The sequence below is a fragment of the Yimella sp. cx-51 genome, from assembly GCF_017654605.1.
GTDB lineage: Bacteria > Actinomycetota > Actinomycetes > Actinomycetales > Dermatophilaceae > Yimella.
In genome coordinates this window covers 2,489,701-2,514,614 of the sequence record NZ_CP072113.1, presented here as the reverse complement: position 1 = coordinate 2,514,614, position 24,914 = coordinate 2,489,701, and the positions used below count along the sequence as shown (strand labels likewise).

General features: G+C 65.9%; 22 protein-coding genes. 15 read left to right on the top strand and 7 right to left on the bottom strand.

The features are described from left to right. Positions 1–47: 47 nt before the first annotated feature. Positions 48–3,956 carry a DNA-directed RNA polymerase subunit beta' gene (locus tag J5M86_RS11975; protein WP_188059212.1) on the top strand — a complete coding sequence of 1,303 codons (3,909 nt, stop codon included), beginning with the start codon at positions 48–50 and terminating at the stop codon, positions 3,954–3,956. 153 nt (positions 3,957–4,109) lie between these two features. Here J5M86_RS11975 and J5M86_RS11970 read toward each other — a convergent pair whose 3' ends face one another. Next, positions 4,110–5,018 carry a cation diffusion facilitator family transporter gene (locus J5M86_RS11970; protein ID WP_188059213.1) on the bottom strand — a complete coding sequence of 303 codons (909 nt, stop codon included), beginning with the start codon at positions 5,016–5,018 and terminating at the stop codon, positions 4,110–4,112. 170 nt (positions 5,019–5,188) lie between these two features. On the opposite strand from J5M86_RS11970, the gene J5M86_RS11965 reads away from it, so the two are divergent. Continuing rightward, positions 5,189–5,770, top strand: coding sequence for a low molecular weight phosphatase family protein (locus J5M86_RS11965; protein ID WP_188059214.1), 582 nt, complete (start codon positions 5,189–5,191; stop codon positions 5,768–5,770). A 4-nt stretch (positions 5,771–5,774) separates the two neighbouring features. Here J5M86_RS11965 and J5M86_RS11960 read toward each other — a convergent pair whose 3' ends face one another. Both J5M86_RS11960 and cysC read right to left on the bottom strand, forming a co-directional pair. Then, positions 5,775–6,704, bottom strand: coding sequence for a sulfite exporter TauE/SafE family protein (locus J5M86_RS11960; RefSeq protein ID WP_244328343.1), 930 nt, complete (start codon positions 6,702–6,704; stop codon positions 5,775–5,777). Next, positions 6,701–7,747 carry an adenylyl-sulfate kinase gene (gene cysC / locus J5M86_RS11955; protein ID WP_244328342.1) on the bottom strand — a complete coding sequence of 349 codons (1,047 nt, stop codon included), beginning with the start codon at positions 7,745–7,747 and terminating at the stop codon, positions 6,701–6,703. The genes J5M86_RS11960 and cysC overlap by 4 nt, the downstream gene beginning before the upstream one ends. A gap of 110 nt (positions 7,748–7,857) precedes the next feature. Between cysC and cysD the strand changes: the two genes are divergently transcribed. Both cysD and J5M86_RS11945 read left to right on the top strand, forming a co-directional pair. Further along, positions 7,858–8,793: a sulfate adenylyltransferase subunit CysD gene (cysD, locus tag J5M86_RS11950; protein ID WP_244328341.1), complete on the top strand. Its 936-nt coding sequence runs from the start codon at positions 7,858–7,860 to the stop codon at positions 8,791–8,793. Next, entirely contained in the window at positions 8,793–10,031 is a 1,239-nt protein-coding gene (locus tag J5M86_RS11945; protein WP_188059216.1) for a sulfate adenylyltransferase subunit 1, read from the top strand. Before cysD ends, J5M86_RS11945 begins: the two co-directional genes overlap by 1 nt. A gap of 19 nt (positions 10,032–10,050) precedes the next feature. On the opposite strand, the gene J5M86_RS11940 is transcribed toward J5M86_RS11945, so the two are convergent. Both J5M86_RS11940 and rfbA read right to left on the bottom strand, forming a co-directional pair. Further along, the gene (locus J5M86_RS11940; protein WP_188059217.1) at positions 10,051–10,650 is read right to left on the bottom strand and encodes a dTDP-4-dehydrorhamnose 3,5-epimerase family protein; all 600 of its coding nucleotides are present in this window, start codon (positions 10,648–10,650) and stop codon (positions 10,051–10,053) included. Then, entirely contained in the window at positions 10,647–11,525 is an 879-nt protein-coding gene (gene rfbA, locus J5M86_RS11935) for a glucose-1-phosphate thymidylyltransferase RfbA (protein WP_188059218.1), read from the bottom strand. The genes J5M86_RS11940 and rfbA overlap by 4 nt, the downstream gene beginning before the upstream one ends. A gap of 101 nt (positions 11,526–11,626) precedes the next feature. Between rfbA and rfbB the strand changes: the two genes are divergently transcribed. From rfbB to J5M86_RS11915, 4 genes are all read left to right on the top strand, one after another. Further along, complete coding sequence (rfbB, locus tag J5M86_RS11930) at positions 11,627–12,646, top strand: dTDP-glucose 4,6-dehydratase (protein WP_188059219.1); 1,020 nt, start codon at positions 11,627–11,629, stop codon at positions 12,644–12,646. Next, positions 12,643–13,482 (top strand): dTDP-4-dehydrorhamnose reductase, encoded by an 840-nt coding sequence (rfbD, locus tag J5M86_RS11925; protein ID WP_188059220.1) that lies wholly within the window; start codon positions 12,643–12,645, stop codon positions 13,480–13,482. The genes rfbB and rfbD overlap by 4 nt, the downstream gene beginning before the upstream one ends. A gap of 157 nt (positions 13,483–13,639) precedes the next feature. Then, positions 13,640–14,314: a class I SAM-dependent methyltransferase gene (locus J5M86_RS11920; protein ID WP_208965024.1), complete on the top strand. Its 675-nt coding sequence runs from the start codon at positions 13,640–13,642 to the stop codon at positions 14,312–14,314. A 14-nt stretch (positions 14,315–14,328) separates the two neighbouring features. After that, positions 14,329–15,072, top strand: coding sequence for a glycosyltransferase family 2 protein (locus tag J5M86_RS11915; protein ID WP_188059222.1), 744 nt, complete (start codon positions 14,329–14,331; stop codon positions 15,070–15,072). A 128-nt stretch (positions 15,073–15,200) separates the two neighbouring features. On the opposite strand, the gene J5M86_RS11910 is transcribed toward J5M86_RS11915, so the two are convergent. Beyond that, positions 15,201–15,716: a GtrA family protein gene (locus J5M86_RS11910; protein ID WP_244328340.1), complete on the bottom strand. Its 516-nt coding sequence runs from the start codon at positions 15,714–15,716 to the stop codon at positions 15,201–15,203. 217 nt (positions 15,717–15,933) lie between these two features. Between J5M86_RS11910 and J5M86_RS11905 the strand changes: the two genes are divergently transcribed. The 6 genes from J5M86_RS11905 to tuf all read left to right on the top strand — a co-directional run bounded on the left by J5M86_RS11905 (position 15,934) and on the right by tuf (position 23,005). Next, the gene (locus tag J5M86_RS11905) at positions 15,934–16,296 is read left to right on the top strand and encodes a hypothetical protein (RefSeq protein ID WP_188059223.1); all 363 of its coding nucleotides are present in this window, start codon (positions 15,934–15,936) and stop codon (positions 16,294–16,296) included. A gap of 152 nt (positions 16,297–16,448) precedes the next feature. Next, on the top strand, positions 16,449–18,305 hold the full coding sequence (locus J5M86_RS11900) for an alpha-amylase family protein (protein ID WP_188059224.1): 1,857 nt from the start codon (positions 16,449–16,451) through the stop codon (positions 18,303–18,305). A gap of 336 nt (positions 18,306–18,641) precedes the next feature. Then, on the top strand, positions 18,642–19,016 hold the full coding sequence (rpsL, locus tag J5M86_RS11895) for a 30S ribosomal protein S12 (RefSeq protein ID WP_188059225.1): 375 nt from the start codon (positions 18,642–18,644) through the stop codon (positions 19,014–19,016). After that, complete coding sequence (rpsG, locus tag J5M86_RS11890) at positions 19,016–19,486, top strand: 30S ribosomal protein S7 (RefSeq protein ID WP_188059226.1); 471 nt, start codon at positions 19,016–19,018, stop codon at positions 19,484–19,486. Before rpsL ends, rpsG begins: the two co-directional genes overlap by 1 nt. A 101-nt stretch (positions 19,487–19,587) precedes the next feature. Next, on the top strand, positions 19,588–21,702 hold the full coding sequence (gene fusA, locus J5M86_RS11885) for an elongation factor G (protein ID WP_188059227.1): 2,115 nt from the start codon (positions 19,588–19,590) through the stop codon (positions 21,700–21,702). A 106-nt stretch (positions 21,703–21,808) separates the two neighbouring features. Next, a complete protein-coding gene (tuf, locus tag J5M86_RS11880) occupies positions 21,809–23,005 on the top strand; it encodes an elongation factor Tu (RefSeq protein WP_188059228.1) in 1,197 nt (398 codons plus the stop codon). 82 nt (positions 23,006–23,087) lie between these two features. Here tuf and J5M86_RS11875 read toward each other — a convergent pair whose 3' ends face one another. Then, positions 23,088–23,525, bottom strand: a complete 438-nt coding sequence (locus J5M86_RS11875; RefSeq protein ID WP_188059229.1) for a hypothetical protein — start codon at positions 23,523–23,525, stop codon at positions 23,088–23,090. Between J5M86_RS11875 and J5M86_RS11870 the strand changes: the two genes are divergently transcribed. Beyond that, positions 23,518–24,834 carry an aminotransferase class I/II-fold pyridoxal phosphate-dependent enzyme gene (locus J5M86_RS11870; protein WP_188059230.1) on the top strand — a complete coding sequence of 439 codons (1,317 nt, stop codon included), beginning with the start codon at positions 23,518–23,520 and terminating at the stop codon, positions 24,832–24,834. The genes J5M86_RS11875 and J5M86_RS11870 overlap by 8 nt on opposite strands. Positions 24,835–24,914: the final 80 nt, after the last annotated feature.

Here is a 24,914-nt window from a genome sequence, read left to right as displayed (position 1 = left end):
CATCACGAACTTTCTGAATCAGACAGAACGAAAGAAGGAAGCACAGAGTGCTGGACGTCAACTTCTTCGATGAGCTTCGCATCGGCCAGGCAACCGCCGAAGACATCCGCCAGTGGAGCCACGGCGAGGTCAAGAAGCCCGAGACCATCAACTACCGCACCCTCAAGCCCGAGAAGGACGGACTCTTCTGCGAGAAGATCTTCGGCCCGACTCGCGACTGGGAGTGCTACTGCGGCAAGTACAAGCGTGTGCGCTTCAAGGGCATCATCTGTGAGCGCTGTGGCGTCGAGGTGACCCGCTCGGCCGTGCGTCGTGAGCGCATGGGCCACATCGAGCTCGCCGCTCCGGTCACCCACATCTGGTACTTCAAGGGCGTCCCTTCGCGCTTGGGTTACCTGCTCGACCTCGCGCCGAAGGACCTCGAGAAGGTCATCTACTTCGCCGCGTACATGATCACCTCCGTCGACACCGACCAGCGCCACAAGGACCTCCCGTCCTTGGAGGCACAGATCGAGGTCGAGAAGAAGGAGGTCGAGAACCGTCGCGACAACGACGTCAACACCCGCGCCGCCAAGCTCGAGGGCGACCTCGCCACGCTGGAGTCCGAGGGTGCCAAGGCCGACGTCCGTCGCAAGACCCGTGAGGCCGCCGAGCGTGAAATGACGCAGATCCGCAAGCGTGCGGACGCGCAGATCGAGCGCCTCGAGCAGGTCTGGGACCGCTTCAAGAACCTCAAGGTCCAGGACCTCGAGGGCGATGAGGTGCTCTACCGCGAGATGCGTGACCGTTTCGGTCTGTACTTCGAGGGCGGCATGGGCGCCGCTGCACTGCAGAAGCGCCTGGAGAGCTTCGACCTCGAGGCCGAGGCAGAGTCGCTGCGCGAGACCATCGCCACCGGCAAGGGTCAGCGCAAGACCCGCGCCCTCAAGCGCCTGCGCGTGGTGACTGCCTTCCAGCAGACCACCAACAGCCCGGCCTCGATGGTGCTCGACGCCGTCCCGGTCATCCCGCCGGACCTGCGTCCGATGGTGCAGTTGGACGGTGGCCGCTTTGCGACCTCCGACCTGAACGACCTGTACCGCCGCGTCATCAACCGCAACAACCGCCTCAAGCGACTGCTCGACCTCGGTGCGCCCGAGATCATCGTCAACAACGAGAAGCGGATGCTGCAGGAGGCTGTCGACAGCCTCTTCGACAACGGTCGTCGTGGACGTCCGGTCACCGGGCCGGGCAACCGTCCGTTGAAGTCGTTGTCCGACATGCTCAAGGGCAAGCAGGGACGTTTCCGTCAGAACCTGCTCGGTAAGCGCGTCGACTACTCCGGCCGTTCGGTCATCGTGGTCGGTCCGCAGCTGAAGCTGCACCAGTGCGGTCTGCCCAAGCAGATGGCCCTGGAGCTGTTCAAGCCGTTCGTGATGAAGCGTCTGGTCGACCTCGACCACGCGCAGAACATCAAGTCGGCCAAGCGCATGGTGGAGCGTCAGCGTCCGCAGGTGTGGGACGTCCTCGAAGAGGTCATCACCGAGCACCCGGTGCTGCTGAACCGCGCACCCACGCTGCACCGTCTGGGCATCCAGGCCTTCGAGCCGCAGTTGGTCGAGGGCAAGGCCGTCCAGATCCACCCGCTGGTCTGCACCGCGTTCAACGCTGACTTCGACGGTGACCAGATGGCTGTGCACGTGCCGCTGTCGTCGGAGGCGCAGGCCGAGGCCCGCATCCTCATGCTGTCGAGCAACAACGTGCTGAAGCCGGCCGACGGTCGTCCGGTCACCATGCCGAGCCAGGACATGATCACCGGCATCTTCCACCTCACGTCCCAGGACGGCGAGGTGGCGGCTGAGGGCGCTGACAACGGTGCGCTGCGTACGTTCTCCTCGCCGGCCGAGGCCCACATGGCCTTCGACCGCGGTGAGATCAAGCTCGGTTCGCTGGTGAGCATCCGTTTGTTCGACCAGGTGCCGCCGGAAGGTTTCGACCTGCCCGAGGGCGTCGAGGCCGACGAGATGGGTCGGGCGTCCGGCTACCAGCTGGCCACCACCTTGGGTCGCGTGCTGTTCAACCAGACGCTGCCGGAGGACTACCCCTTCCTGAACAGGGCCATCGACAAGAAGGCCTTGGGTGCGGTCGTCAACGACCTCGCCGAGCGTTACGCCAAGGTGCAGGTCGCTGCATCGCTGGACGCGCTCAAGGAGGCCGGTTTCTACCACGCGACGCGTTCGGGTTGCACCGTTGCCATCGGCGACGTGCAGACGCCCGACCGCAAGGAGGAGATCCTCTCCGGGTACGACACCAAGGCCGCCAAGGTGCAGGGCCAGTTCGAGCGTGGTCTGATCACCGACGACGAGCGCCGTCAGGAGCTCATCGAGATCTGGACGCAGGGCACGAACGAGGTTGCTGCTGAGATGCAGGCCAACTTCGACCCGAAGAACCCGATCTACCGCATGGTGTCCTCCGGCGCCGGTGGTAACTGGTTCCAGATCCGTCAGATCGCCGGTGCGCGTGGCCTCATGGCCAACCCCAAGGGTGAGATCATCCCGCGTCCGATCAAGTCCAACTTCCGTGAGGGCTTGTCGGTGCTGGAGTTCTTCATCTCCACGCACGGAACCCGTAAGGGTCTGGCCGACACCGCGCTGCGTACCGCCGACTCGGGTTACCTGACCCGACGCCTGGTGGACGTCTCGCAGGACGTCATCATCCGCGAGGCCGACTGTGGTACCGACCGTGGTCTGGTGCTGCCGATCGGTCAGCGTGGTCTGGACGGCGACCTGATCGAGCACGAGAACGTCGAGTCCTCGGTCTACGCTCGCAACCTCGCGGTCGACGTGGAGAAGGACGGCGATGTGCTCGCCGCCGCCGGCTCCGACCTGGGCGATGTCAACCTCGACAAGCTGCTCGCAGCCGGTATCGAGGAGGTCAAGGTCCGCTCGGTGCTCACCTGTGAGTCGCGCGTCGGCACCTGCGCCATGTGCTACGGCCGCTCGCTGGCCACCGGCAAGCTGGTCGACATCGGTGAGGCCGTCGGCATCATCGCGGCCCAGTCGATCGGTGAGCCCGGCACGCAGCTGACCATGCGTACCTTCCACACCGGTGGTGCGGCTGCGGCCGACGACATCACCCAGGGTCTGCCCCGTGTGGTCGAGCTGTTCGAGGCGCGCACCCCCAAGGGTGTCGCCCCGATCGCCGAGGCCAGTGGACGTGTCGAGGTCAAGGACGACGACAAGTCCCGCACCATCGTCCTCACCCCGGACGACGGCTCGGAGGAGCAGAACTACCCGGTCAGCAAGCGTGCGCGCCTGCTGGTCGAGGACGGTCAGCACGTCGAGGTCGGTTCGCTGCTCGTGCAGGGTGCCATCGACCCCAAGCAGGTGCTGCGCATCCAGGGTGCCCGCGAGGTGCAGAAGCACCTGGTGGACGAGGTGCAGGGTGTGTACCGCCAGCAGGGTGTGTCGATCCACGACAAGCACATCGAGGTCATCGTGCGCCAGATGCTGCGTCGCGTGACGATCATCGAAGCCGGTGACACCGACCTGCTCCCGGGTGAGCTGGCCGAGCGTGGCCGCTTCGAGGACTCCTCGCGCAAGGCGGTCGCCGAAGGCGGACGTCCGGCGTCGGGTCGTCCCGAGCTCATGGGTATCACCAAGGCGTCGCTGGCCACCGACTCGTGGTTGTCGGCAGCCTCCTTCCAGGAGACCACTCGCGTCCTCACCGAGGCCGCGATGCACGGTCGCCGTGACCCGCTGTTGGGTCTGAAGGAGAACGTCATCCTCGGTAAGTTGATCCCGGCCGGTACGGGTCTGACCCGTTACCGCAACCTCACGGTCGAGCCGACCGAAGAGGCCAAGGCCGCGCTCTACGCCCTGCCGGACTACCAGCCCTACGACTACCCGGTCTTCGGCCCGGGCAGTGGCGAGGCGATCCGTCTGGACGACGAGGCCCTGGGCTTCACGGACAACTGAGTTACGGAAAGAGAGGCCCCGCTCACGTGAGTGAGCGGGGCCTTTCGCGTTCTTCCATTCATTTCCCGCGATGCCGTTTGCGCGGGGAGTGTCCCTTTGCGCGAGGTATACCGCAGGCAAAAGGACACGCCCTCGGCACACTGTGCGCTGCCGTCACCAGTCGGTGCTCGTGCAGGCGCCGTCCCTTGTCTCCACCTGCAGCGTCGCGTGCGCGATGTCGAAGCGTTCACGCAGGACGAGAGCGGCTGCAGCGAGCACCTCATCGGCGCTGCCTTCGGGCGAGCGCACCAAGTGCGCGGTAGCGACGTCCATGCCGGAGGTGAGCGTCCAGACGTGCAGGTCGTGCACGTCCGTGACGCCGTCGACCTCACCCAGCGCAGCGAGCATCTCGGTGGGTTCGACGCCGGCCGGGGCGTGTTGGCCCAGCACGCTGAGCACCTCGCGGCCGAGCATCACCGCACGGACGGCGACGAAGACCGAAATGGCCAGTGCGACGGCGGTGTCCCACCACGCGTTGCCGGTGAAGGCGATCAGCGCGCCGGCAACGAGCACGCCGAGCGAACCCACGGTGTCGGCCACGACTTCGAGGTAGGCGCCGCGCACGTTGAGGCTCTCTGCTGCGCCATCGCGCAGCAGCAGGAGCGCGATGAGGTTGACCAGCAGGCCGAGCGCACCGACGCCGATCATCGCCTTCGAACCGACCGAGGTCGGCTCACCGATGCGCGAGAGCGCTTCGACAGCGGTGTAGACGGCGACGCCGAGCATCATGAGCACCGCCAGCCCGGAGGCGAAGACCTCAGCCCGGTAATGGCCGAAGGTGCGTCGGCCGGTGGTGTCGGGCCGCGCGGCCAGTCGGGTCGCGATCAACGCGGCGCCGAGCGTGACGACGTCGGCGGCCATGTGACCGGCGTCCGAAAGCAGGGCAAGCGAGCCGGAGATGAGAGCGGCCACGAGTTCGACGACGAAGAAGGCTGCAATCAGCCCGAACGACACCGCAAGGCGCCAGCGGTGACGACCGCTTGCACTCAATGCGCCGTGCGAATGGCTGTGCCCGCCTGACATCCCGACCTCTTTCCCAAACGATTGGCCACTCGAATCTACGGGTCGCCGAACGCCTGCTCATCCCGCCCCTGATGCGCCGGCTGAGGGTGGGCCGTCCTGCCTGTCGAGTCCCGACGGCTGGCGCCTCGGGGCGGGAGCCGCACGCCGCGGAACGTCGGTAGGCTCAGCCCGTGACCGACGCACGAATCCTCACTGTTTGCACCGGCAATATCTGTCGCTCTCCCTACATGGAGCGGGTGCTCGCCACCCAGTTGGCCGGACGCGGATACACGGTGGCGAGTGCCGGCACGCGCGCGTTGGTCGACTACCCGATCGAGCCGCAGAGCCTGCAACGCTTGCAGCAGTTGGGGATTGACGACGGCGGCTTCCGGTCACGTCAGCTCACCCCGGAGATGATCGCCGAGGCAGATCTGGTCATCACGGCCACCAGGCATCACCGTGCCGAAGTGGTGACGATGGAGCCGAAGGGTTTGAAGTACACCTTCGCCCTGGCTGACCTCAGCGACCTGGTTCGCGACATGGACGTTGTGCCGCCGGCCAGTGGTGGCTTCTTCGGCCCGGCGGATGACTCCTTCGTCGGACGTCTCATCGACGACGTCAGCAAGCGGCGCACCACGATCCACCCGCGCGGTGAGGACGAAGCCGACGTGGTCGACCCGTACCGCCGAGCACCCGAGGTGTTCGACCGCATGGCCGCGCAACTCAACGAACTCATGCCACCGGTGGTGCGGGCGCTCACGCTGGAGAGCTGAAGGCTCAGATCGTGTAGGACTCGTCGGTCTCGAGTATGCGCTGCACATGGTGTTCGTGGCGGCGGCGCACCAGCGTCCAGACGACGGGGCAGAGAATCACTGCGGCACAACCGATCGCCCCGACCACGGCCGGCGGCGTCTTGAGCATGGTGAGCCCGGTGAGGGTCAGCACGATGACGATGCCGCCGCGGATCACTGACGGTGCGACCACACGCGAGAGGCGGGCTCCGAGGAAGGTGCCGGGGGTGCCGCCGACGATCAACGGCACGAGTACGCCCCAATCGACTCCCTGGATCAGCACGTGGCTGAGCGCCGCGGCGAAGACGAGCGGGACGGCCTGGACGAGGTCGGTGCCGACCAGTCGGCGGGCCGACAGCGCCGGGTGGAGCATCACGAGCGCCACCATGATGATCGAGCCGCTGCCCACGCTGGTGATGCCGACCATCAGACCACCGATGGCACCGACGAGAATCGTCGGCACCGTGCGGATCTCGATGGAGGCGCCTTGTCGTCGTCCGATGGCTCCGGTGAGGTCGAGGTACATGCGGCCGGCGTAGGTGAGCGCCGCGATGAGCAGGGTGATGCCGATGATCAGCTTGAGGTTCTTCTGTTGTGCTTCGTCCGTGCCGAGCAGGCTGACGATCCAGCCACCGGCCAGCGCAGGGGGCACAGAACCGATGACCAGTAGTCTGACCAGGCGTAGGTCAGGGGAGCCCGACCGCTTGTGCACCGCTGCGCCGACCGACTTGTTGACCGCCGCTGCCACCAGGTCGTTCGCGACGGCGGTGGTCGGTGGGATGCCGAAGAAGATGAGGGCCGGCGTCATGAGTGCACCGCCGCCCATGCCGGTGAGGCCGACGACGATACCCACCAGGAATGACACCGCGAGCAGGCCCGGCAACTGCTGGCCGAGCAGGTCGAACAGCTCGCTCACCGACGGGCGCCCTTGAGCAGGTCGATGATGCGGGTCACGGCGTTCTCGGCCGAGACGTGTGTGGTGTCGATGACCAGTTCGGCATCGGTCGGCACCTCGTACGGTGCACTGATCCCGGTGAAGTCGGGGATCTCGCCCGCACGGGCCTTTGCGTAGAGCCCCTTGCGGTCACGGCGCTCGCATTCCTGGACGGGCGTGGCGACGTGCACCAGGATCATCCGAGCCCCCGCCTGCTCCACCATGCGACGCACCTGTCGGCGGGTGGCGTCGTACGGCGCGATCGGGCAGGCGACGACGACACCTCCGTGGGCAGCGATCTCGGCGCCCACCCAACCGATGCGGCGCACATTCGTGTCGCGATCAGCGGGGGAGAAGCCGAGGCCAGAGGAGAGTTCCCGGCGCACCTGGTCGCCGTCCAGGAGGGTGACGGTTTCGCCACGGGCGACGAGGTCTTCGCGCAGGGCCCGCGCGATGGTCGACTTGCCAGATCCGGAGAGTCCGGTCAGCAGGATGAAAGTGCCTGTCGCAGTGGCCTTTTCGAGGTCGCTCACGCGCTCCGACCGTGAGACACCGAAGGCCTCGTCGATCATGCGCTGCCGCTGCGGGTGGGAGCCGAGGTCGACCGGCACCGCGATGACGGTCAGGTCGGGACGCGCCCGCGCAGCGGCCAGTGCGGAGTGCACAGCAGACGCGGCCCGGTGGCCGAGCAAATGGCTCGGCGAGGTGGGTACGAAAAGAACGGACCCATCGCGTGCCAGTTCGATGATCCGGGTGGACGGCTGGTCGACCCACAGCGCGTGGCGGCTGTCTCCGCCGGCCTGTGGCGTGCCGTACAGGCGGGCGAACGCGCGCGAGTCGTCGACGTGCCATGCGTAGCCGTCCTGTGTCACTGTCGCGACGGGCACACCTTCGAGGTCGACGAAGGTCGTACCCAGGGGCGCTTCGGGTGGGCTCACCTCGTCGTGAGTCAGCAGGCCGTCGCGCAGGAGGAGCAGCTCGTCGAGCGCAGTTGGGTCCACACGCATGTCGGTGGAATCGGTCAACGGATGGCCTTCCGGGTCTGCGATGTGGACGCCCCAAGCAGTTGCCTGGGTTACCGATAACATAACGCGGAGTTTTGGCACTGCCATCCCGAGTCGAGGAGTGAGACGACGTGACCGTCGACGCACAGGCGCCGCGCACCGCCCTGGGTGCTGGGCGATTGAACGAGCTCGACCTGCTCGAAGCGGAGTCGATCCACATCATCCGCGAGGTGGCCGCCGAGTTCGAGCGGCCGGTGCTGCTCTTCTCCGGTGGGAAAGACTCCATCGTCATGCTGCGCTTGGCGCAGAAGGCCTTCCACCCCGCCAAGATCCCGTTTCCGCTGATGCAGGTCGACACCGGTTATGACTTCCCGGAGGTGCTCGCCACGCGCGACCGCTGGGTGGAGCGATTGGGCGCGCGGCTGATCGTGGCGTCGGTGGAGCAGGCGATCGCCGACGGCGTGGTCGTCGACGACGGGCGCACCAGCCGCAACCGTTTGCAGACCGGCACGTTGCTGAACGCGATCGAGGAGCACGGCTTCACCGCTGCGTTCGGAGGTGGGCGGCGCGACGAGGAGAAGGCGCGGGCCAAGGAGCGCATCTACTCGCATCGTGATGATTTTGGTCAGTGGGACCCGAAGAACCAGCGTCCGGAGCTCTGGTCGCTCTACAACGGACGCATTCACCCCGGCGAGCACATGCGCATCTTCCCGCTCTCGAACTGGACCGAGCTCGACATCTGGCACTACCTGCTGCGCGAGCAGATCGAGATCCCCTCGATCTATTTCAGCCACCGTCGCCGCGTCTTCGAGCGCGACGGCATGTTGCTGAGCGAGTCGGAGTTCAACCCGTGTCGTGCCGGCGAGGAAGCGACCGAGCGCACAGTCCGATTCCGCACGGTGGGCGACCTGACCCTCACCGGTTGTGTGGAGAGCGAGGCGTCCACGCTGCAGGAGATCGTTGACGAAGTGGCCATCGCACGGGTCACGGAGCGCGGCGCTACTCGCGGCGACGACCGGTTCTCCGAAGCTGCGATGGAAGACCGCAAGAAGGAAGGCTACTTCTGATGGATCTGCTGCGTTTCGCCACCGCGGGATCGGTGGACGACGGCAAGTCGACGTTGATCGGTCGGCTCCTGCTCGACTCGAAAGCGATCTTCGAGGATCAACTGGCGGCCGTCGAAAACACCTCTCGCACGAAGGGATACGACTACACCGACCTCGCGCTCCTGACCGACGGGCTGCGTTCGGAGCGAGAGCAGGGCATCACGATCGACGTGGCGTACCGATACTTCGCGACGCCGCGGCGCAAGTTCATCATCGCCGACACCCCAGGACACGTCGAGTACACCCGCAACATGGTCACCGGCGCCTCGACGGCCGACCTCGGGCTGGTGTTGGTGGACGCCCGGCAGGGGCTGACCGAGCAGTCGCGTCGTCACGCAGTGCTGCTGTCGTTGCTGCGGGTGCCGCACATCGTGCTGGCCGTCAACAAGATGGATCTCGTCGATTTCGACCAGGCGGTTTTCGACCGTATCGATGAGGAGTTCACCGCCTTCGCGGCGCGTCTGGACGTGCCGGGTATTCGGGTGATCCCGGTGTCAGCGCTCCAGGGCGACAACGTGGTCGAGTCGTCCCCGAACCTGCCGTGGTACGAAGGGCCGACCTTGTTGCAGTACCTCGAAGCGGTGGACGCCCGGCACCAGTCCCGTGATGCCGCAAGGCTGCCCGTGCAATACGTCATTCGTCCCAAGTCGGACGAGCACCACGACTACCGCGGGTACGCCGGCCGAGTCACGGGCGGCACCTTCCGGGTGGGTGACGAGGTGGTCGTGCTGCCCAGCGGTCAGCGCTCGACGATCGAGGCCATCGATCTGTTCGACCGCTCTCTGGACGAGGCCCCGGAGCGTCTGTCGGTGACCGTCCGGTTAGCCGATGACATCGACGTCTCCCGCGGCGACGTGATCGCTGCGGTCGCTGATCAGCCGGCGACGACCAAGGCACTCGATGCGACAGTGTGTTGGATGGCGACTCAGCCGCTCACCCCCGGACGGAAGTTGGCGATCAAGCACGGCACGCGCAGTGGTCGCGCGGTGGTGGGTGCGCTCGAGCATCAGCTGGACGTCAACACGCTCGAATCGGTTGGTTCGCCGGAATCGTTGCAGCTGAACGAGATCGGGCGGGTCAGCTTCCGGTTGGCGCAACCGCTGGTGGTCGACAGCTACGCCGACAACCGCACGACCGGGTCGTTCATCCTGATCGACGAAGCCAGCGGCGTGACGGTAGGCGCGGGTCTCATCGGTTGATCCAACGCCGCATGGACGATCAGCCGCTCAGCGACTGACGAAAGGCGATGCAGTCGTCGTACCGCGGCAGCGCGCCCGCTGATTGAGCCTCGGCAAGGCTGGGGGCTGCTTCGTCCTTGGGCGACAGGGTCGGCGTCACTCCGTCGGGCAGCACCAGGCCGATGGCCGGATCGAGCGGATGCACGCCGTGTTCGCGCTCGGGGTTGTAGGCCGAGGAGCAGAGGTAGACGGCCGTGGTGTCGTCCTCGAGCGCGCAGAAGGCGTGGCCGAGGCCCTCGGACAAGTAGACGGCCTTGCGTGACTCGCCGTCGAGCGCGACGCTGTCCCACTGGCCGAAGGTCGGGGATCCGACTCTGATGTCGACGATGTAGTCGATCAGTGAGCCGCTGGCTGCGGTGATGTACTTCGCTTGCGACGGGGGCACGTCGGCGTAGTGGATGCCGCGGACGGTGCCGGCGCTGGAGACAGAGATGTTGGTCTGCACGACCTGCATCTGGTGACCGATGTGCTCGGCGAGCTTGTCGGCGCGGAAGCCTTCCATGAAGACGCCGCGGTCGTCGGGGAACTGGCGCGGGGTGATCACCCACGCGCCTTCGATCGTCAGCGGTTCGATGTTCATGCGCGTCGTCTTCCTTCTGCGAGGATGCGGTGCAGGTAGGTGCCGTAACCGCTCTTGGTGAGGTCGTCCGCGTGCCGGCGCAGCCCGTCGTCATCGAGCCAACCGTTGCGCCAGGCGATCTCTTCGACGCAGCCGATCTTGAGGCCTTGCTGTTGTTCGACGACGTGCACGAACTGCGCCGCGGACATCAGACCCTCGAACGTCCCGGTGTCGAACCACGCGGTGCCCCGCGGAAGCACGGTGACCTGCAGGTCGCCCCTCTTGAGGTACGCGTCGTTGACGCCGGTGATCTCGATTTCGCCGCGGGCGCTGGGCTTGAGCTGATTGGCGATCTCGACGACGTCGTTGTCGTAGAAGTAGAGACCGGGCACCGCGTAGTTCGATTTGGGTTCAGCTGGCTTCTCCTCGATGGAGATGGCGTGCATCTGATCATCGAACTCGACGACGCCGTACGACGTCGGGTTGGGCACGTGGTAGGCGAAGATGCGGCCGCCGGTGAGGTCGGTGTTGTCACGCAAGCGGGTGCCGAGGCCAGCGCCGTGGAAGATGTTGTCACCGAGCACGAGCGCCACGGAGTCATCACCGATGAAATCGGCGCCGATGATGAACGCCTGGGCGAGGCCGTCCGGTGAAGGCTGCACTGCGTAGCTGATCTCGATGCCCCACTGCGATCCGTCACCCAGCAAGCGATGGAACTGGTCGGCGTCGTGAGGGGTGGTGATGATGAGCACCTCGCGCACGCCTGCCATGAGCAGCGTCGACAGCGGGTAGTAGACCATCGGCTTGTCGTAGATCGGCATGAGCTGCTTGCTGATCCCACGCGTGATCGGATGCAGCCGGGTGCCGGATCCGCCGGCGAGAATGATGCCTTTCACGGGTGCCACCCTAGACGCCTGCCACCGGGCGTAGCCGTGTGGCGACGGTAAGCTCCGGACGGAACTTCGGGGCTTGTCGATGAACGATTGGGTGAAAATTCGTGCGCGTACTCGTGACCGGCGGGGCCGGTTTCATCGGGAGCAACTTCGTTCATCTGACCCGGCGCACCCGTCCGGACGTGCAGGTGACGGTGCTCGACAAGTTGACCTACGCCGGCACCAAGGCATCGCTGGACGGAGTGCTCGACGAGATCGAGTTCGTCGAGGGCGATATCGCCGATACCGAGCTTGTCGACCGGCTGGTGGCGCAGGCCGACGCGGTGGTTCATTTCGCGGCCGAGTCGCACAACGACAATTCCCTCGCCGACCCGCGACCGTTCCTCGACACCAACGTCATCGGCACCTACACGCTGCTGGAGGCGGTGCGTCAGCACGGCGTCCGCTATCACCACATCTCGACCGACGAGGTCTACGGCGATCTCGAACTGGACGACCCGAACCGCTTCACCGAGTCGACGCCGTACAACCCGTCGAGTCCTTACTCATCCACCAAGGGCGCGAGCGACATGCTCGTGCGGGCGTGGGTGCGCTCGTTCGGGGTGCAGGCCACGATCTCCAACTGCTCGAACAACTACGGCCCCCGCCAACACGTCGAGAAGTTCATCCCGCGCCAGATCACCAACCTCATCGACGGGGTGCGGCCGAAGCTGTACGGCGAGGGTTTGAACGTCCGCGACTGGATCCATGTCGACGATCACAACTCCGCCGTCTGGGCAATCCTCGACAAGGGCCGCATCGGGCAGACCTATCTCATCGGCGCCGATGGCGAGGTGAACAACAAGGACGTGGTGCGCAAGCTGCTCACCACGTTCGGTCGCGACGCGGACGCTTATGACCACGTGACCGACCGCGCCGGCCACGACCTGCGCTACGCGATCGACTCGACGATGCTGCGTACAGAGTTGGGTTGGGAGCCGGAGTACCGCAGCTTCGATGAGGGTCTTGCTGCGACCGTCGAGTGGTACCGCGACAACGAGTCGTGGTGGCGCCCGATGAAGCAGGCCGTCGAGGAGAAATACGCCCAGACGCAGCAGGTGACGAGCCCAGGCACCACCCGATGAAGTGGGTGCTGCTCGGCGGTCACGGCATGCTCGGTCAAGACCTTCAGGCCGTGCTCGCGGACGCCGGCGAGCAGTTCATCGCGTTCGGTAGCGCTGAGTGCGACATCCGCGACCTGGACGCGGTGCGGAAGGCGATCGCCGCAGCGGACGTCGTCGTCAACTGCGCGGCGTGGACCGCCGTTGACAAGGCCGAGGAACACGAACCCGAGGCCTTCATGATCAACGCGGTCGGCGCACGCAATGTGGCGCTCGCGTGCGCTGAGTCACAAGCACGATGCGTGCACATCTCGACCGACTACGTGATGTCGGGCGAAGGCGCGCAGCCGTGGCCCGAGGATGCACCGCAAGCGCCCAGGTCGGCCTACGGCCGCACCAAAGCGGCTGGCGAGTGGGCTGTGCGCCAAGCGAATCCGCGTGCGCTGGTGGTGCGGACCGCATGGCTCTACGGGGCCGGTGGGCCCAACTTCGTCACGACGATGCTGCGTCTCGCGGGGGAGCGGGAGACCCTCACAGTGGTCGCTGACCAATTCGGCCAACCCACGTGGACGCGCGATCTTGCGGATCTCATCCTGCGCCTCGTGCGGGCAGAAGTGCCCGGTGGTTACTACCACGGCACAAGCTCCGGCTCGACGAGTTGGCACGGGTTCGCGCAGGAGATCTTTCGGTTGAGCGGCCTCGATCCGGAGCGGGTCACCCCGATCACGACCGTCGAGTTCCCGGTGCCTGCACCGCGGCCGGCCAACAGCGTCCTGGGCCACGACGGTCTCGAGGCGTCGGGGGTGCCTGCGATTGCGCAGTGGGAATCCCGCTTGGCCGCGCACCTTCGCACGGGGTGACGGCTCGGCGGTGGTTGCGCGAGCAGGAACATTTCGCCGCGCGAGTGTCTTGGAAGCTCGATGGAAGCGGCGCCGGTAGGCTCCGGCTTGCCAGGGCCATGTGCGTTCCGCGCTCATTGATCGGCCCATGACCGCGCAAGAGACAAGGGACCAGCTGGTGACCAGCGCAGACGAATCGCAGACGCAGGCCGGCGTCTACGAAAAGGGCTACTTCGAGACTCGGTTGGCGCAGGACGCCAACCGCGAAAAGGTCTGGGTGCACCTTGCGAAGCACTTCGCCCGCTGGATCGACCCCGATGCGGACGTCCTCGAGCTCGGTGCCGGCTGGTGCGACTTCTCCAACAAGATCGCTGCGCGCCGCGTGGTTGCCATGGACCTCGACGCCACCGTGCAGAAGGCTGCGGCCCCGCACGTGCAGGCCGAGGTGGGCGATTGCACCGACCTCTCCCGGTTCGAGGACGACAGCTTCGACATCGTCTTCGCCTCCAACCTCGTCGAGCACCTGCACCGCGAACAGTCCGACAGGCTGTTGGACGAGGCGCGCCGCGTGCTGCGTCCCGGAGGCCGGCTGATGCTGATGCAGCCCAACTTCCGGCTCAACCCAGGCCGTTACTTCGACGACTACACCCATGTCGCGATCTTCACCGACCAGTCACTCTCGGACTACCTCGTGTCGCGCGGCTACGCGGTCGAGGAGATGCACGCGAAGTTCATGCCGCTCACCATGAAGTCGTCCGGATCGGGCCTCACCTTCCTGGTGCCCTGGTATCTGCGCTCGCCGATCAAGCCGCTGGCGGGCCAGATGCTGGTCGTGGCGAACCCCGCTGACTGACAAGGACTTTCGTAATGTTCAAGGGCCAGACTCTCGCCGTCGTCCTCCCGACGTACAACGAGAAGGACAGCATCGCCGAATGCATCCGGCAGTTCGAGGCGATTCCTGAGGTCGATGAGATCATCGTTGTCAACAACAACGCCGCAGAGGGCACGTCGGAGGAGGTCGCCACGACTGGCGCCCGCGAAGTGATCGAGACCAGGCAGGGTTACGGCGCGGCCATCACGCGGGGCCTGCGCGAGGCGGACACCGACCTGGTCGCCGTCTGCGAACCGGACGGCACGTTCGACCCCGCCGACCTCCGCAAGTTGCTCGCCTTTCTGCCCGAGTGCGAACTCGTGGTCGGTTCGCGCACCGTGCAGAACTTCATCTGGGACGGCTCGAACATGGGCTGGTTCCTGCGCTGGGGCAACTGGGCCGTCGCCAAGGGCATCGAGGTGTCGTACAACTCCTCCTACCTCTCCGATGTGGGCTGCACCTTCCGGGTCATGACTCGCAAGCACAAGGAGTACGTGCTCGAACGGGTGACGCTCGACGGCTCGGCCTTCGGGCTGGAGATGCTGCTCATCGGGGTGATGAGCGGCCACAAGTACGTGCAGGTGCCGGTCAACTACCTGCCGCGGGTCGGGGAGTCGTCGGTCACCGGCGACTTCCGCAAGACCCTTGACCTCGGATTCGAGATGATGGGCCTGGCGGCCAAGATGCGCCTCAACCGCAAGAAGATCCGGGCCGGTCAGGTGGAGCGGCCGGTTCAGTGAAGAGTCTTCGTCCGGCTTGATCGGCGGGCAGTCTGTTGAGTTCGGCGGATTTCGACATGCGGGACGGCTCAGCGCGGCAGGGCTGATCGGTTGGCTGCGGCGGATTTCGACATGCTGGACTTCCTTCGTCAGTCCCGCGGCTCAATCAGCGCGTCGCCGGTGGTGAGTGGCGTCTTGCGGTTGTTGAAGACGTGCTGCCGGTAGGCGTAGAAGCGGAAGCCCGTGGCGAGCGCGAGACCGACGCCGTTGGCGGCGATGTTGTCGGCCAGCACCGACCGGAACCCCAGGGCGTAGTGGGAGATCCAGAGGCAGCCGAGGGCGATGCCCATGCCGATGACGGCCACGATCGCGAACCACAGGAATTCGTGGCGCTTGGTCTCGCGGCGCGAGTCGCGGAAAGTCCAGTAGCGGTTGCCGAGCCAGGCCACGACCGTGGCGGCGAACGATGACGCGACTTTGGCCAGCAGCACGTAGTCGTACATTGGCCCCTCACCGTTCGGCCCGGCGAACCGAAGCAGGTTGAACCCGCCGACGTCGACGATCAGGCCGACCATGCCGACCGCGCCGAACCGCATCAGTTGGGGGATGAGCCCGCGCACGCGCTGGGAAAGCGTCCGGTGCGGCGGGGCAGGCGTCGAGGTCAAGACAACACTTCTGGTGGGGTGCGGAGCGCGCCAACTGTAGCAACGCCGGACGTCCGACCCGGGGGCTCGAAGGAGCCGAAGGTCACCGATTGATCACGGCTGTTCCAGTACTGATCGTGCACGGGCCTCGCGGCTCTACGCCCAGCGCCGCATAGGTGGCAACGATCGGTAGGCGCACAGAGGCATCCGGCGGCCACGTCCTAGAGAGCGAATCGCTATGGGTCTCAAGAAGATCAGTGCCGTGGTGGCGCTTGCAGTTGCAACCTCGGCTTTCGTCGGTTCCGCGTCGTCGGCGTCCACGACCGCCGCCGACCCCGCCGGCAAGTACACGACCGTCACGCCGTCGCGCATTCTCGACACCCGTAGCGGTAACGGCGGTGTGCCGGCGGCGAAGTTGCAGGCCGGCGGCACCATCACCCTGCAGGTTGCGGGCCGGGGCGGCGCCCCCGCTACCGGCGTCCAGGCCGTTGTCGTCAACCTGACAGCAATCAACTCCGCCGGGGCTGGTTACGCCACTGCCTACCCGTCCGGCATCGCTTCGCCGTCGCTCTCGGTGGGCATCCTCGTCCGCGGTCGCTGAGGGTCAGCACCACCAAGCATCGGCGTGAGTTCGGTGCCTTCGTGCGCATGACGAAGGCACCCGAACTCGCGCCGATTTCGATCGTTTCGCGCAGCGTCGCTCACTGCGCGAACCCGTCCCAGAGATGTGCGGCCGCGTCATAGGGTGCAGCCATGACTTTCGAGCAGGCGATCACCGACCTCCCCGCGTGCCGTCAGGAGCTCTTCGTCGCTCGTCTCGAACGCTGGTTGCCCGACCTGCAGGAAGCCGTCAGCGGATTGTTCGACGACCCGGATGCCGTTGTCGAGCGCCTGGTCGAACTCGCCGCGCGCGCCTACGCCGAGCGCAGCGACGACCTGCATCGCCTCGACCAGAAGCGGTCGTTGGAGCCCGATTGGTTCCAGCGTCCGGATGCGCTGGGTTATGCGGCGTACGCCGACCGTTTCGCCGGCGATCTGCGCGGTGTCGGGCAGCGCCTGGGCCACCTGCGCGACCTCGGTGTCACCTACCTGCACCTCATGCCGTTGCTCACCCCGCGCCCGGAGCCCAGCGACGGCGGCTACGCGGTGATGGACTACCGCACCGTGCGCCCCGACCTGGGCACGATGGACGACCTGCGCGCACTCACCGCCACGCTGCGCGACAACGGCATCAGCCTGTGCCTCGACCTCGTGCTGAATCACGTTGCGGCCGAACACGACTGGGCCATGCGGGCCAAGGCGGGCGAGCAGAAGTACCTCGACTACTTCCTCACCTTCCCCGACCGTGCCGTGCCCGATCAGTATGAGCAGACGCTGCCGGAGGTCTTCCCCGACTTCGCGCCGGGCAACTTCACCTTCGACGAGGCACTCGGCCGGTGGGTGTGGACCACCTTCAACGACTACCAGTGGGACGTCGACTGGTCGAACCCCGATGTGCTCGCCGAGTACGCCGACACCATCATGTACCTCGCCAACGCCGGCGTGGAGGTGCTGCGGCTGGACGCCATCGCCTTCACCTGGAAGCGCATGGGCACCAACTGCCAGAACCAGCCGGAGGTGCACCTGCTCACCCAGGCGCTGCGCACGCTCGTCCGGATCGCTTGTCCGGCAACAGTGTTCAAGGCCGAGGCGATCGTCGGCCCGCAAGACCTCGTGGCCTATCTCGGCACCGGACGCCGCTCCGGCAAGGTCAGTGATCTGGCGTACCACAACGGGTTGATGGTGCAGATCTGGTCGGCGCTGGCCACCGGGGACGCCCGCCTGACGGCGCACGCACTCAGTCAACTGCCGGCCACGCCGTCGACCACCGGCTGGATCACCTATGCCCGGTGCCACGACGACATCGGCTGGGCCATCGACGACGCCGACGCGAATGCGCTGGGGCTTAGCGGCTTTGAGCACCGGAAGTTCTTGTCGCAGTGGTACGCAGGGGAGTTCCCCGGCTCATGGGCGCGCGGTCTGAAGTTCCAGGAGAACCCCGACACCGGGGATGCCCGCATCTCCGGTTCCCTGGCGTCGCTTGCAGGCCTCGAGGTCGGCGACCCGTTCGCGGTGAGTCGGATCCTGTTGGCGCACAGCATCATTCTCGGCTTCGGTGGCATCCCGGTGATCTGGATGGGCGACGAGCTCGGGCTGCTCAACGACACCGACTGGGCGCAGGAGGCAGGCCACGAGGCCGACAACCGGTGGGTGCACCGACCGCGGATGCCCTGGCCGGCCGACACCACCCACCCGGTCTACCAAGGGTTACGACGACTCATCGAAAAACGGCGCTCGCTGCCAGCCTTGCACGCTTCCACCCGGGCGGTGCCGGCGATGACTCACGACCCGGGCGTCCTGCTGCTGAAGCGGGAGCACCCGTACGGAACGGTGCTCCAGGCGTACAACGTCACCGCGCAGCGCAGGGTTGTTCCGGTTGCCGCTCTGCACGACTGCGGGCTCGACCCCCAGCGCGTGGTCGACCACCTCGGGCAGGCGCACGTGACGGGCGAAGGTGTCTGGCTCGATCCGTACCAAGCGGCCTGGCTGGCAGACCCGACACAGCCCTGACCTGGGCTGCTGCGGTTGATGCGGAACGTGCAGGGATTTGATTTGGTCGACACCCGGCAGGGCCGGTAGTCTTGACGATCGTGCGTGGGCTATGCCCTGCCCTCGGGTTCGCCGGAAACGGTGGGCCGGGGTTCATCAGGCCCGTCACACGCTCTCGCCGGGCAGTCGCCGGTCGGTCGGGTCCGAAAGGATCGGTTCGCCGCGGAAGTGCGGGGGAGGGCACCGATTCGACACACCCGACCCCGTGGGTCGCTTGGCCGAGTCGGAATCCAAGGAGTTCGACCGCGTTCCGGCGTGCGTCGCGCAGACAATAAACCAACCAGTACGGAGAACAGGTTGCCTACTATCAACCAGCTCGTCCGCAAGGGTCGGCAGGACAAGACCACCAAGGTCTCGACGCCGGCGCTCAAGGGCAGCCCCCAGCGACGCGGTGTGTGCACTCGCGTCTACACCACCACCCCCAAGAAGCCGAACTCGGCGCTGCGCAAGGTCGCTCGTGTGAAGCTGACCTCCGGCATCGAGGTCACCGCGTACATCCCGGGTGTGGGTCACAACCTGCAGGAGCACTCAATCGTGCTCGTGCGTGGCGGCCGTGTGAAGGACCTCCCCGGCGTTCGCTACAAGATCGTTCGCGGCGCATTGGACACCCAGGGCGTCAAGGGTCGTAACCAGGCCCGTTCCCGTTACGGCGCGAAGAAGGAGAAGAAGTAATGCCTCGTAAGGGCCCTGCTCCGAAGCGCCCGCTCGTCGTCGACCCGGTCTACGGCTCGCCGATCGTCACCCAGCTGGTCAACAAGATCCTGCTCGACGGCAAGAAGTCCATCGCCGAGCGCATCGTCTACGGCGCTCTCGAAGGCTGCCGTGAGAAGACCGGCACCGACCCCGTGGTCACGTTGAAGCGTGCCCTCGACAACATCAAGCCGAGCCTTGAGGTGAAGTCCCGCCGTGTCGGTGGCGCCACCTACCAGGTGCCGGTCGAGGTCAAGCCGGGCCGCGCCACCACGCTCTCGATGCGTTGGCTGGTCGGCTACAGCCGTCAGCGTCGCGAGAAGTCGATGACGGAGCGCCTCATGAACGAGATCCTGGACGCCTCGAACGGCCTGGGTGCAGCGGTCAAGCGCCGCGAGGACACCCACAAGATGGCCGAGTCGAACCGCGCGTTCGCTCACTACCGCTGGTGATTGCTCCCCGGTGCGCGGACAGCTATCCGCTCCGCGCGCCGGGAGCGTCCACCCGCACCTGAACTTTCAAACCACAGCCCCCAGAGAACGAGGCAGACACCGTGGCACAGGACGTGCTGACCGACCTGAAGAAGGTCCGCAACATCGGCATCATGGCGCACATCGACGCCGGTAAGACCACGACGACCGAGCGGATCCTGTTCTACACCGGCGTCAACCACAAGATCGGCGAGACGCACGACGGTGCGTCGACCACCGACTGGATGGAGCAGGAGAAGGAGCGTGGCATCACGATCACCTCCGCTGCTGTGACCTCCTTCTGGAACGGCACGCAGATCAACGTCATCGACACCCCCGGTCACGTCGACTTCACCGTCGAGGTGGAGCGTTCGCTGCGCGTGCTCGATGGAGCCGTCGCGGTGTTCGACGGCAAGGAGGGCGTCGAGCCCCAGTCCGAAACCGTCTGGCGTCAGGCTGACAAGTACGACGTTCCGCGCGTCTGCTTCGTCAACAAGATGGACAAGATGGGTGCCGACTTCTACTTCACCGTGCAGACGGTCATCGACCGCCTCGGCGCTGAGCCGCTCGTGCTCCAGCTGCCGATCGGTGCCGAAGCTGACTTCGTCGGCGTTGTCGACCTCGTCCAGATGCGCGCACTGGTGTGGCCGGGCGACGCCAAGGGTGACGTCACCATGGGCGCCAAGTACGAGGTGCAGGAGATCCCCGCCGACCTCCAGGCCAAGGCCGAGGAGTACCGCGAGAAGCTGGTTGAGCGCGTCGCCGAGTCCGACGACGAGCTCATGGAGAAGTACCTCGGTGGCGAGGAGATCTCGATCGAGGAACTCAAGGCCGGCATCCGCAAGCTGACGGTCAGCTCCACGGTCTACCCGATCCTGTGTGGTTCGGCGTTCAAGAACCGCGGTGTGCAGCCGATGCTCGACGCTGTCGTCGACTACCTGCCCAGCCCGCTCGACGTCGACGCGATGGTCGGCCACAAGCCGGGCGACGAGGAGACCGAGATCACCCGTGAGCCGTCCAAGGACGCTCCGTTCTCGGCCCTGGCGTTCAAGGTTGCCGCGCACCCGTTCTTCGGTTCGCTCACCTTCATCCGCGTCTACTCCGGTCGCATCGCGGCAGGCTCGCAGGTGGTCAACACCACCAAGGGCAAGAAGGAGCGCGTCGGCAAGCTCTTCCAGATGCACGCCAACAAGGAAAACCCTGTTGACGAGGCACTGGCAGGTCACATCTACGCCGCGATCGGCCTGAAGGACACCACCACCGGTGACACCCTGTCCGACCCGAACGAGCAGATCGTTCTGGAGTCGATGACCTTCCCCGAGCCGGTCATCCACGTGGCCATCGAGCCCAAGACCAAGGGTGACCAGGAGAAGCTCGGCACGGCCATCCAGCGGCTGGCGCAGGAAGACCCGACCTTCTCGGTGCACCTCGACGAGGAGACCGGCCAGACCGTCATCGGCGGTATGGGCGAACTCCACCTCGACATCCTGGTCGACCGCATGAAGCGTGAGTTCAAGGTCGAGGCCAATGTCGGTGCGCCGCAGGTTGCCTACCGCGAGACCATCCGTCGCACGGTCGAGAAGTTCGACTACACCCACAAGAAGCAGACCGGTGGTTCGGGTCAGTTCGCGAAGGTGCAGATCTCGCTCGCACCCCTGGACACCGCCGAGGGCGAGCTCTACGAGTTCGACAACGCTGTCACCGGTGGTCGCGTGCCGCGCGAGTACATCCCGTCGGTCGACCACGGCATCCAGGACGCCATGCAGCTCGGCATCCTCGCCGGCTACCCGGTTGTGGGTGTCAAGGCCACCCTGGTCGACGGCGCCTACCACGACGTCGACTCCTCGGAGATGGCGTTCAAGATCGCCGGTTCGATGGCATTCAAGGAAGCCGCCCGCAAGGCGGACCCCTGCCTGCTCGAGCCGATGATGGCCGTCGAGGTGCGTACGCCCGAGGAGTACATGGGCGACGTCATCGGCGACCTCAACAGCCGCCGTGGCCAGATCCAGGCCATGGAGGACGTCAGCGGTGCGAAGGTCGTTCGGGCCGTCGTCCCGTTGTCCGAAATGTTCGGGTACGTCGGTGACCTTCGTTCCAAGACGCAGGGTCGTGCCAACTACACGATGCAGTTCGACTCGTACGCCGAGGTTCCCCGGAACGTCGCGGAAGAGATCATCAAGAAGGTCCGGGGCGAGTGATTCAGGGATTTGTCCCTGATCGGTTGACCCGCTAGTTTCCAACAGAATCAAGTAATCACCGACGCCGCCCCGGCGTCAGCAACCAAGTCCAACAGGAGGACCCGCAGTGGCTAAGGCCAAGTTCGAGCGGACCAAGCCGCACGTCAACATCGGCACCATCGGTCACATCGACCACGGCAAGACGACGCTGACGGCTGCTATCTCGAAGGTGCTGCACGACGCGTACCCGGACGTGAACCCCGAGTTCAAGTTCGACGAGATCGACAAGGCTCCCGAAGAGAAGCAGCGCGGTATCACCATCTCGATCTCGCACATCGAGTACCAGACCGACCAGCGCCACTACGCGCACGTCGACTGCCCGGGTCACGCTGACTACGTCAAGAACATGATCACCGGTGCGGCCCAGATGGACGGTGCGATCCTCGTCGTCGCCGCCACCGACGGCCCGATGCCGCAGACCAAGGAGCACGTCCTCCTGGCTCGCCAGGTCGGCGTTCCCTACATCGTCGTCGCGCTGAACAAGTCCGACATGGTCGACGACGAGGAAATCCTCGAGCTCGTCGAGATGGAGGTCCGCGAACTGCTGTCCTCCTACGAGTTCCCCGGCGACGACGTCCCGGTCGTCCAGGTCTCGGCGCTGAAGGCGCTCGAGGGCGACGAGAAGTGGGGCCAGTCGGTTCTCGACCTCATGTCCGCTGTCGACGAGGCCATCCCCTCGCCGGAGCGCGACACCGAGAAGCCGTTCCTGATGCCCGTTGAGGACGTCTTCACGATCACCGGTCGTGGAACCGTCGTCACCGGTCGTATCGAGCGCGGTGTGCTGAACGTCAACGAGGAGGTCGAGATCGTCGGCCTTCGTGAGGGCGCCGCGGTCAAGACCACGGTCACCTCGATCGAGATGTTCAACAAGATGCTCGACAGCGGCCAGGCCGGCGACAACGCCGCCCTCCTGCTGCGCGGTATCAAGCGTGAGGACGTCGAGCGCGGTCAGGTCATCGCCAAGCCGGGCACGACCACCCCGCACACCAACTTCGAGGCCTCGGTCTACATCCTGTCCAAGGACGAGGGTGGCCGCCACACGCCGTTCTACGACAACTACCGTCCCCAGTTCTACTTCCGTACCACGGACGTCACTGGTGTCGTGAAGTTGCCGGAAGGCACCGAGATGGTCATGCCGGGCGACAACACCGAAATGGACGTCGAGCTCATCGCTCCGATCGCCATGGACGAGGGTCTGCGCTTCGCCATCCGCGAGGGTGGCCGCACCGTTGGTGCAGGCCGCGTCACCAAGATCACCAAGTGATCACCGCGCCGTGAGGCGCACAGGGTGAACCGAAGCCCCCAGCCGAAAGGCTGGGGGCTTCGTCATGCTCGCTAGGTGCGGGTCAGGCGCCGACGTAGCACTTGGCGGGCTTGAAGCCGTTCGGTGCCATCAGGAACTTCACCTTGAAGTCGGTCGATTCGGGTGCGTCGATCTTCGGGATCGGCGAGGTCGCAGCGTGCACGACACCGGCGTCGTCGCTGCAGACAGAGGTCAGGGTGGTGATGGTGCCCTTGCCGACCGTCTTGTAGCGTCCGCTCACGACCGGCGTCTTGGTGGCGGGGTCCTGTGTGATCGTCAGCTTCGGGTTGATCTCGGTCTCGGTGGCGTAGGAGTTGGCGGTGTTCTTGGTGACCGTCAGGCGCACCTTCTTGGCCGTCGAGGGCACCTTGCCGCTGGCACGGGTCACCTTGATGATGTTCTCGCTCTTCTTGACCGAGAAGCCCGTTTCACCCCGCGAACCCTCGCGGTTGCTGAGGCAGAAGGCTGCGAGAATGGGCACGTTCTGGTCCACCACAACAACCCGGGGAGCCCCAGCCGTGGCACTTGCCGACCTGTCCACCGAAGAACTCGCAGCCTTCATGCAGTTGCAGCGCGCTGCCTACGACGAGCTGAAACTGCGCGGTCTCAAGCTGGACGTCACCCGCGGCAAGCCCTCGGCGCAGCAGCTCGACCTCAGCAACGGTCTGCTTGACCTTCCCGATGGTTTCGTCGCCGCGGACGGCACCGACACCCGCAACTACGGCGGTCTGCTCGGTTTGACCGAGCTGCGTGAGATCTTCGCCGAACTCCTCGGTGTCAATCTCGACCAGCTCACGGCGCAGGGCAATTCGAGTCTGACGCTGATGCAGCAGGTGCTGGTGGGCTGCCTGCTGCACGGTGCTGTCGACAGTGAGCGTCCGTGGTCGGCGGAAGGCACGATCAAGTTCATCTGCCCGGTGCCCGGGTACGACCGCCACTTCGCGCTGCTCAACTCCTTCGGCATCGAGATGGTCCCCGTGCCGATGCACGAGGACGGCCCGGACGCCGACAAGATCGCCGCGCTGGTGAAGGACGACCCGAGCATCAAGGGGATGTGGGTCGTGCCGACGTATGCGAACCCGACCGGCGACACCGTCACCGAGGAGGTCGCCGCGAAGTTGCTGGCGATGCCGACGGCGGCGCCCGACTTCAAGATCTTCTGGGACAACGCCTACGCGCTGCACCACCTGACGCAGGTCGAGACCAAGTCGGTCGACGTCATCTCGCTTGCGGCGTCCTCGGGCAACCCGCACCGGCCGATCATGTTCGCCTCGACCTCCAAGATCACTTTCGCCGGAGCCGGCGTGGCCTTCCTCGCGGCGTCGACCGAGAACATCACCTGGTACCTCAAGCACCTGGGCCTGAGCTCCATCGGCCCCGACAAGGTCAACCAGTTGCGGCACGCGCAGTTCTTCAAGGACGCGGGCGGTGTGCGCGAGCACATGCGGGCGCACGCGCAGATCATTGCGCCGAAGTTCGACGCTGTGGAGCGCATCCTCACCGAGCGTCTCGCCGAGCACGACATCGCCCGGTGGACCACCCCGATCGGCGGCTACTTCGTCAGCCTCGACGTCCTGCCCGGCACCGCGTCCCGCGTCGTCGAGCTCGCCAAGGAAGCAGGCATCGCGCTCACCCCGGCCGGCTCGAGCTACCCACTGGGCAACGACCCGGACGACGAGAACATCCGCCTCGCTCCCACCATGCCGCCGCTGGAGGAGGTCGAGGTCGCGATGGACGGCGTCGCCACCTGCGTCCTGTTGGCTGCGGGGGAGTACCTCACCAGCCACTGATCGCGCGCGTTGTGGAGAGGGTGGTCGCCGGTGGGCGGCCGCCTTTTCCATGTCAGAACATCGGTTGCGGTTGCCCAGAC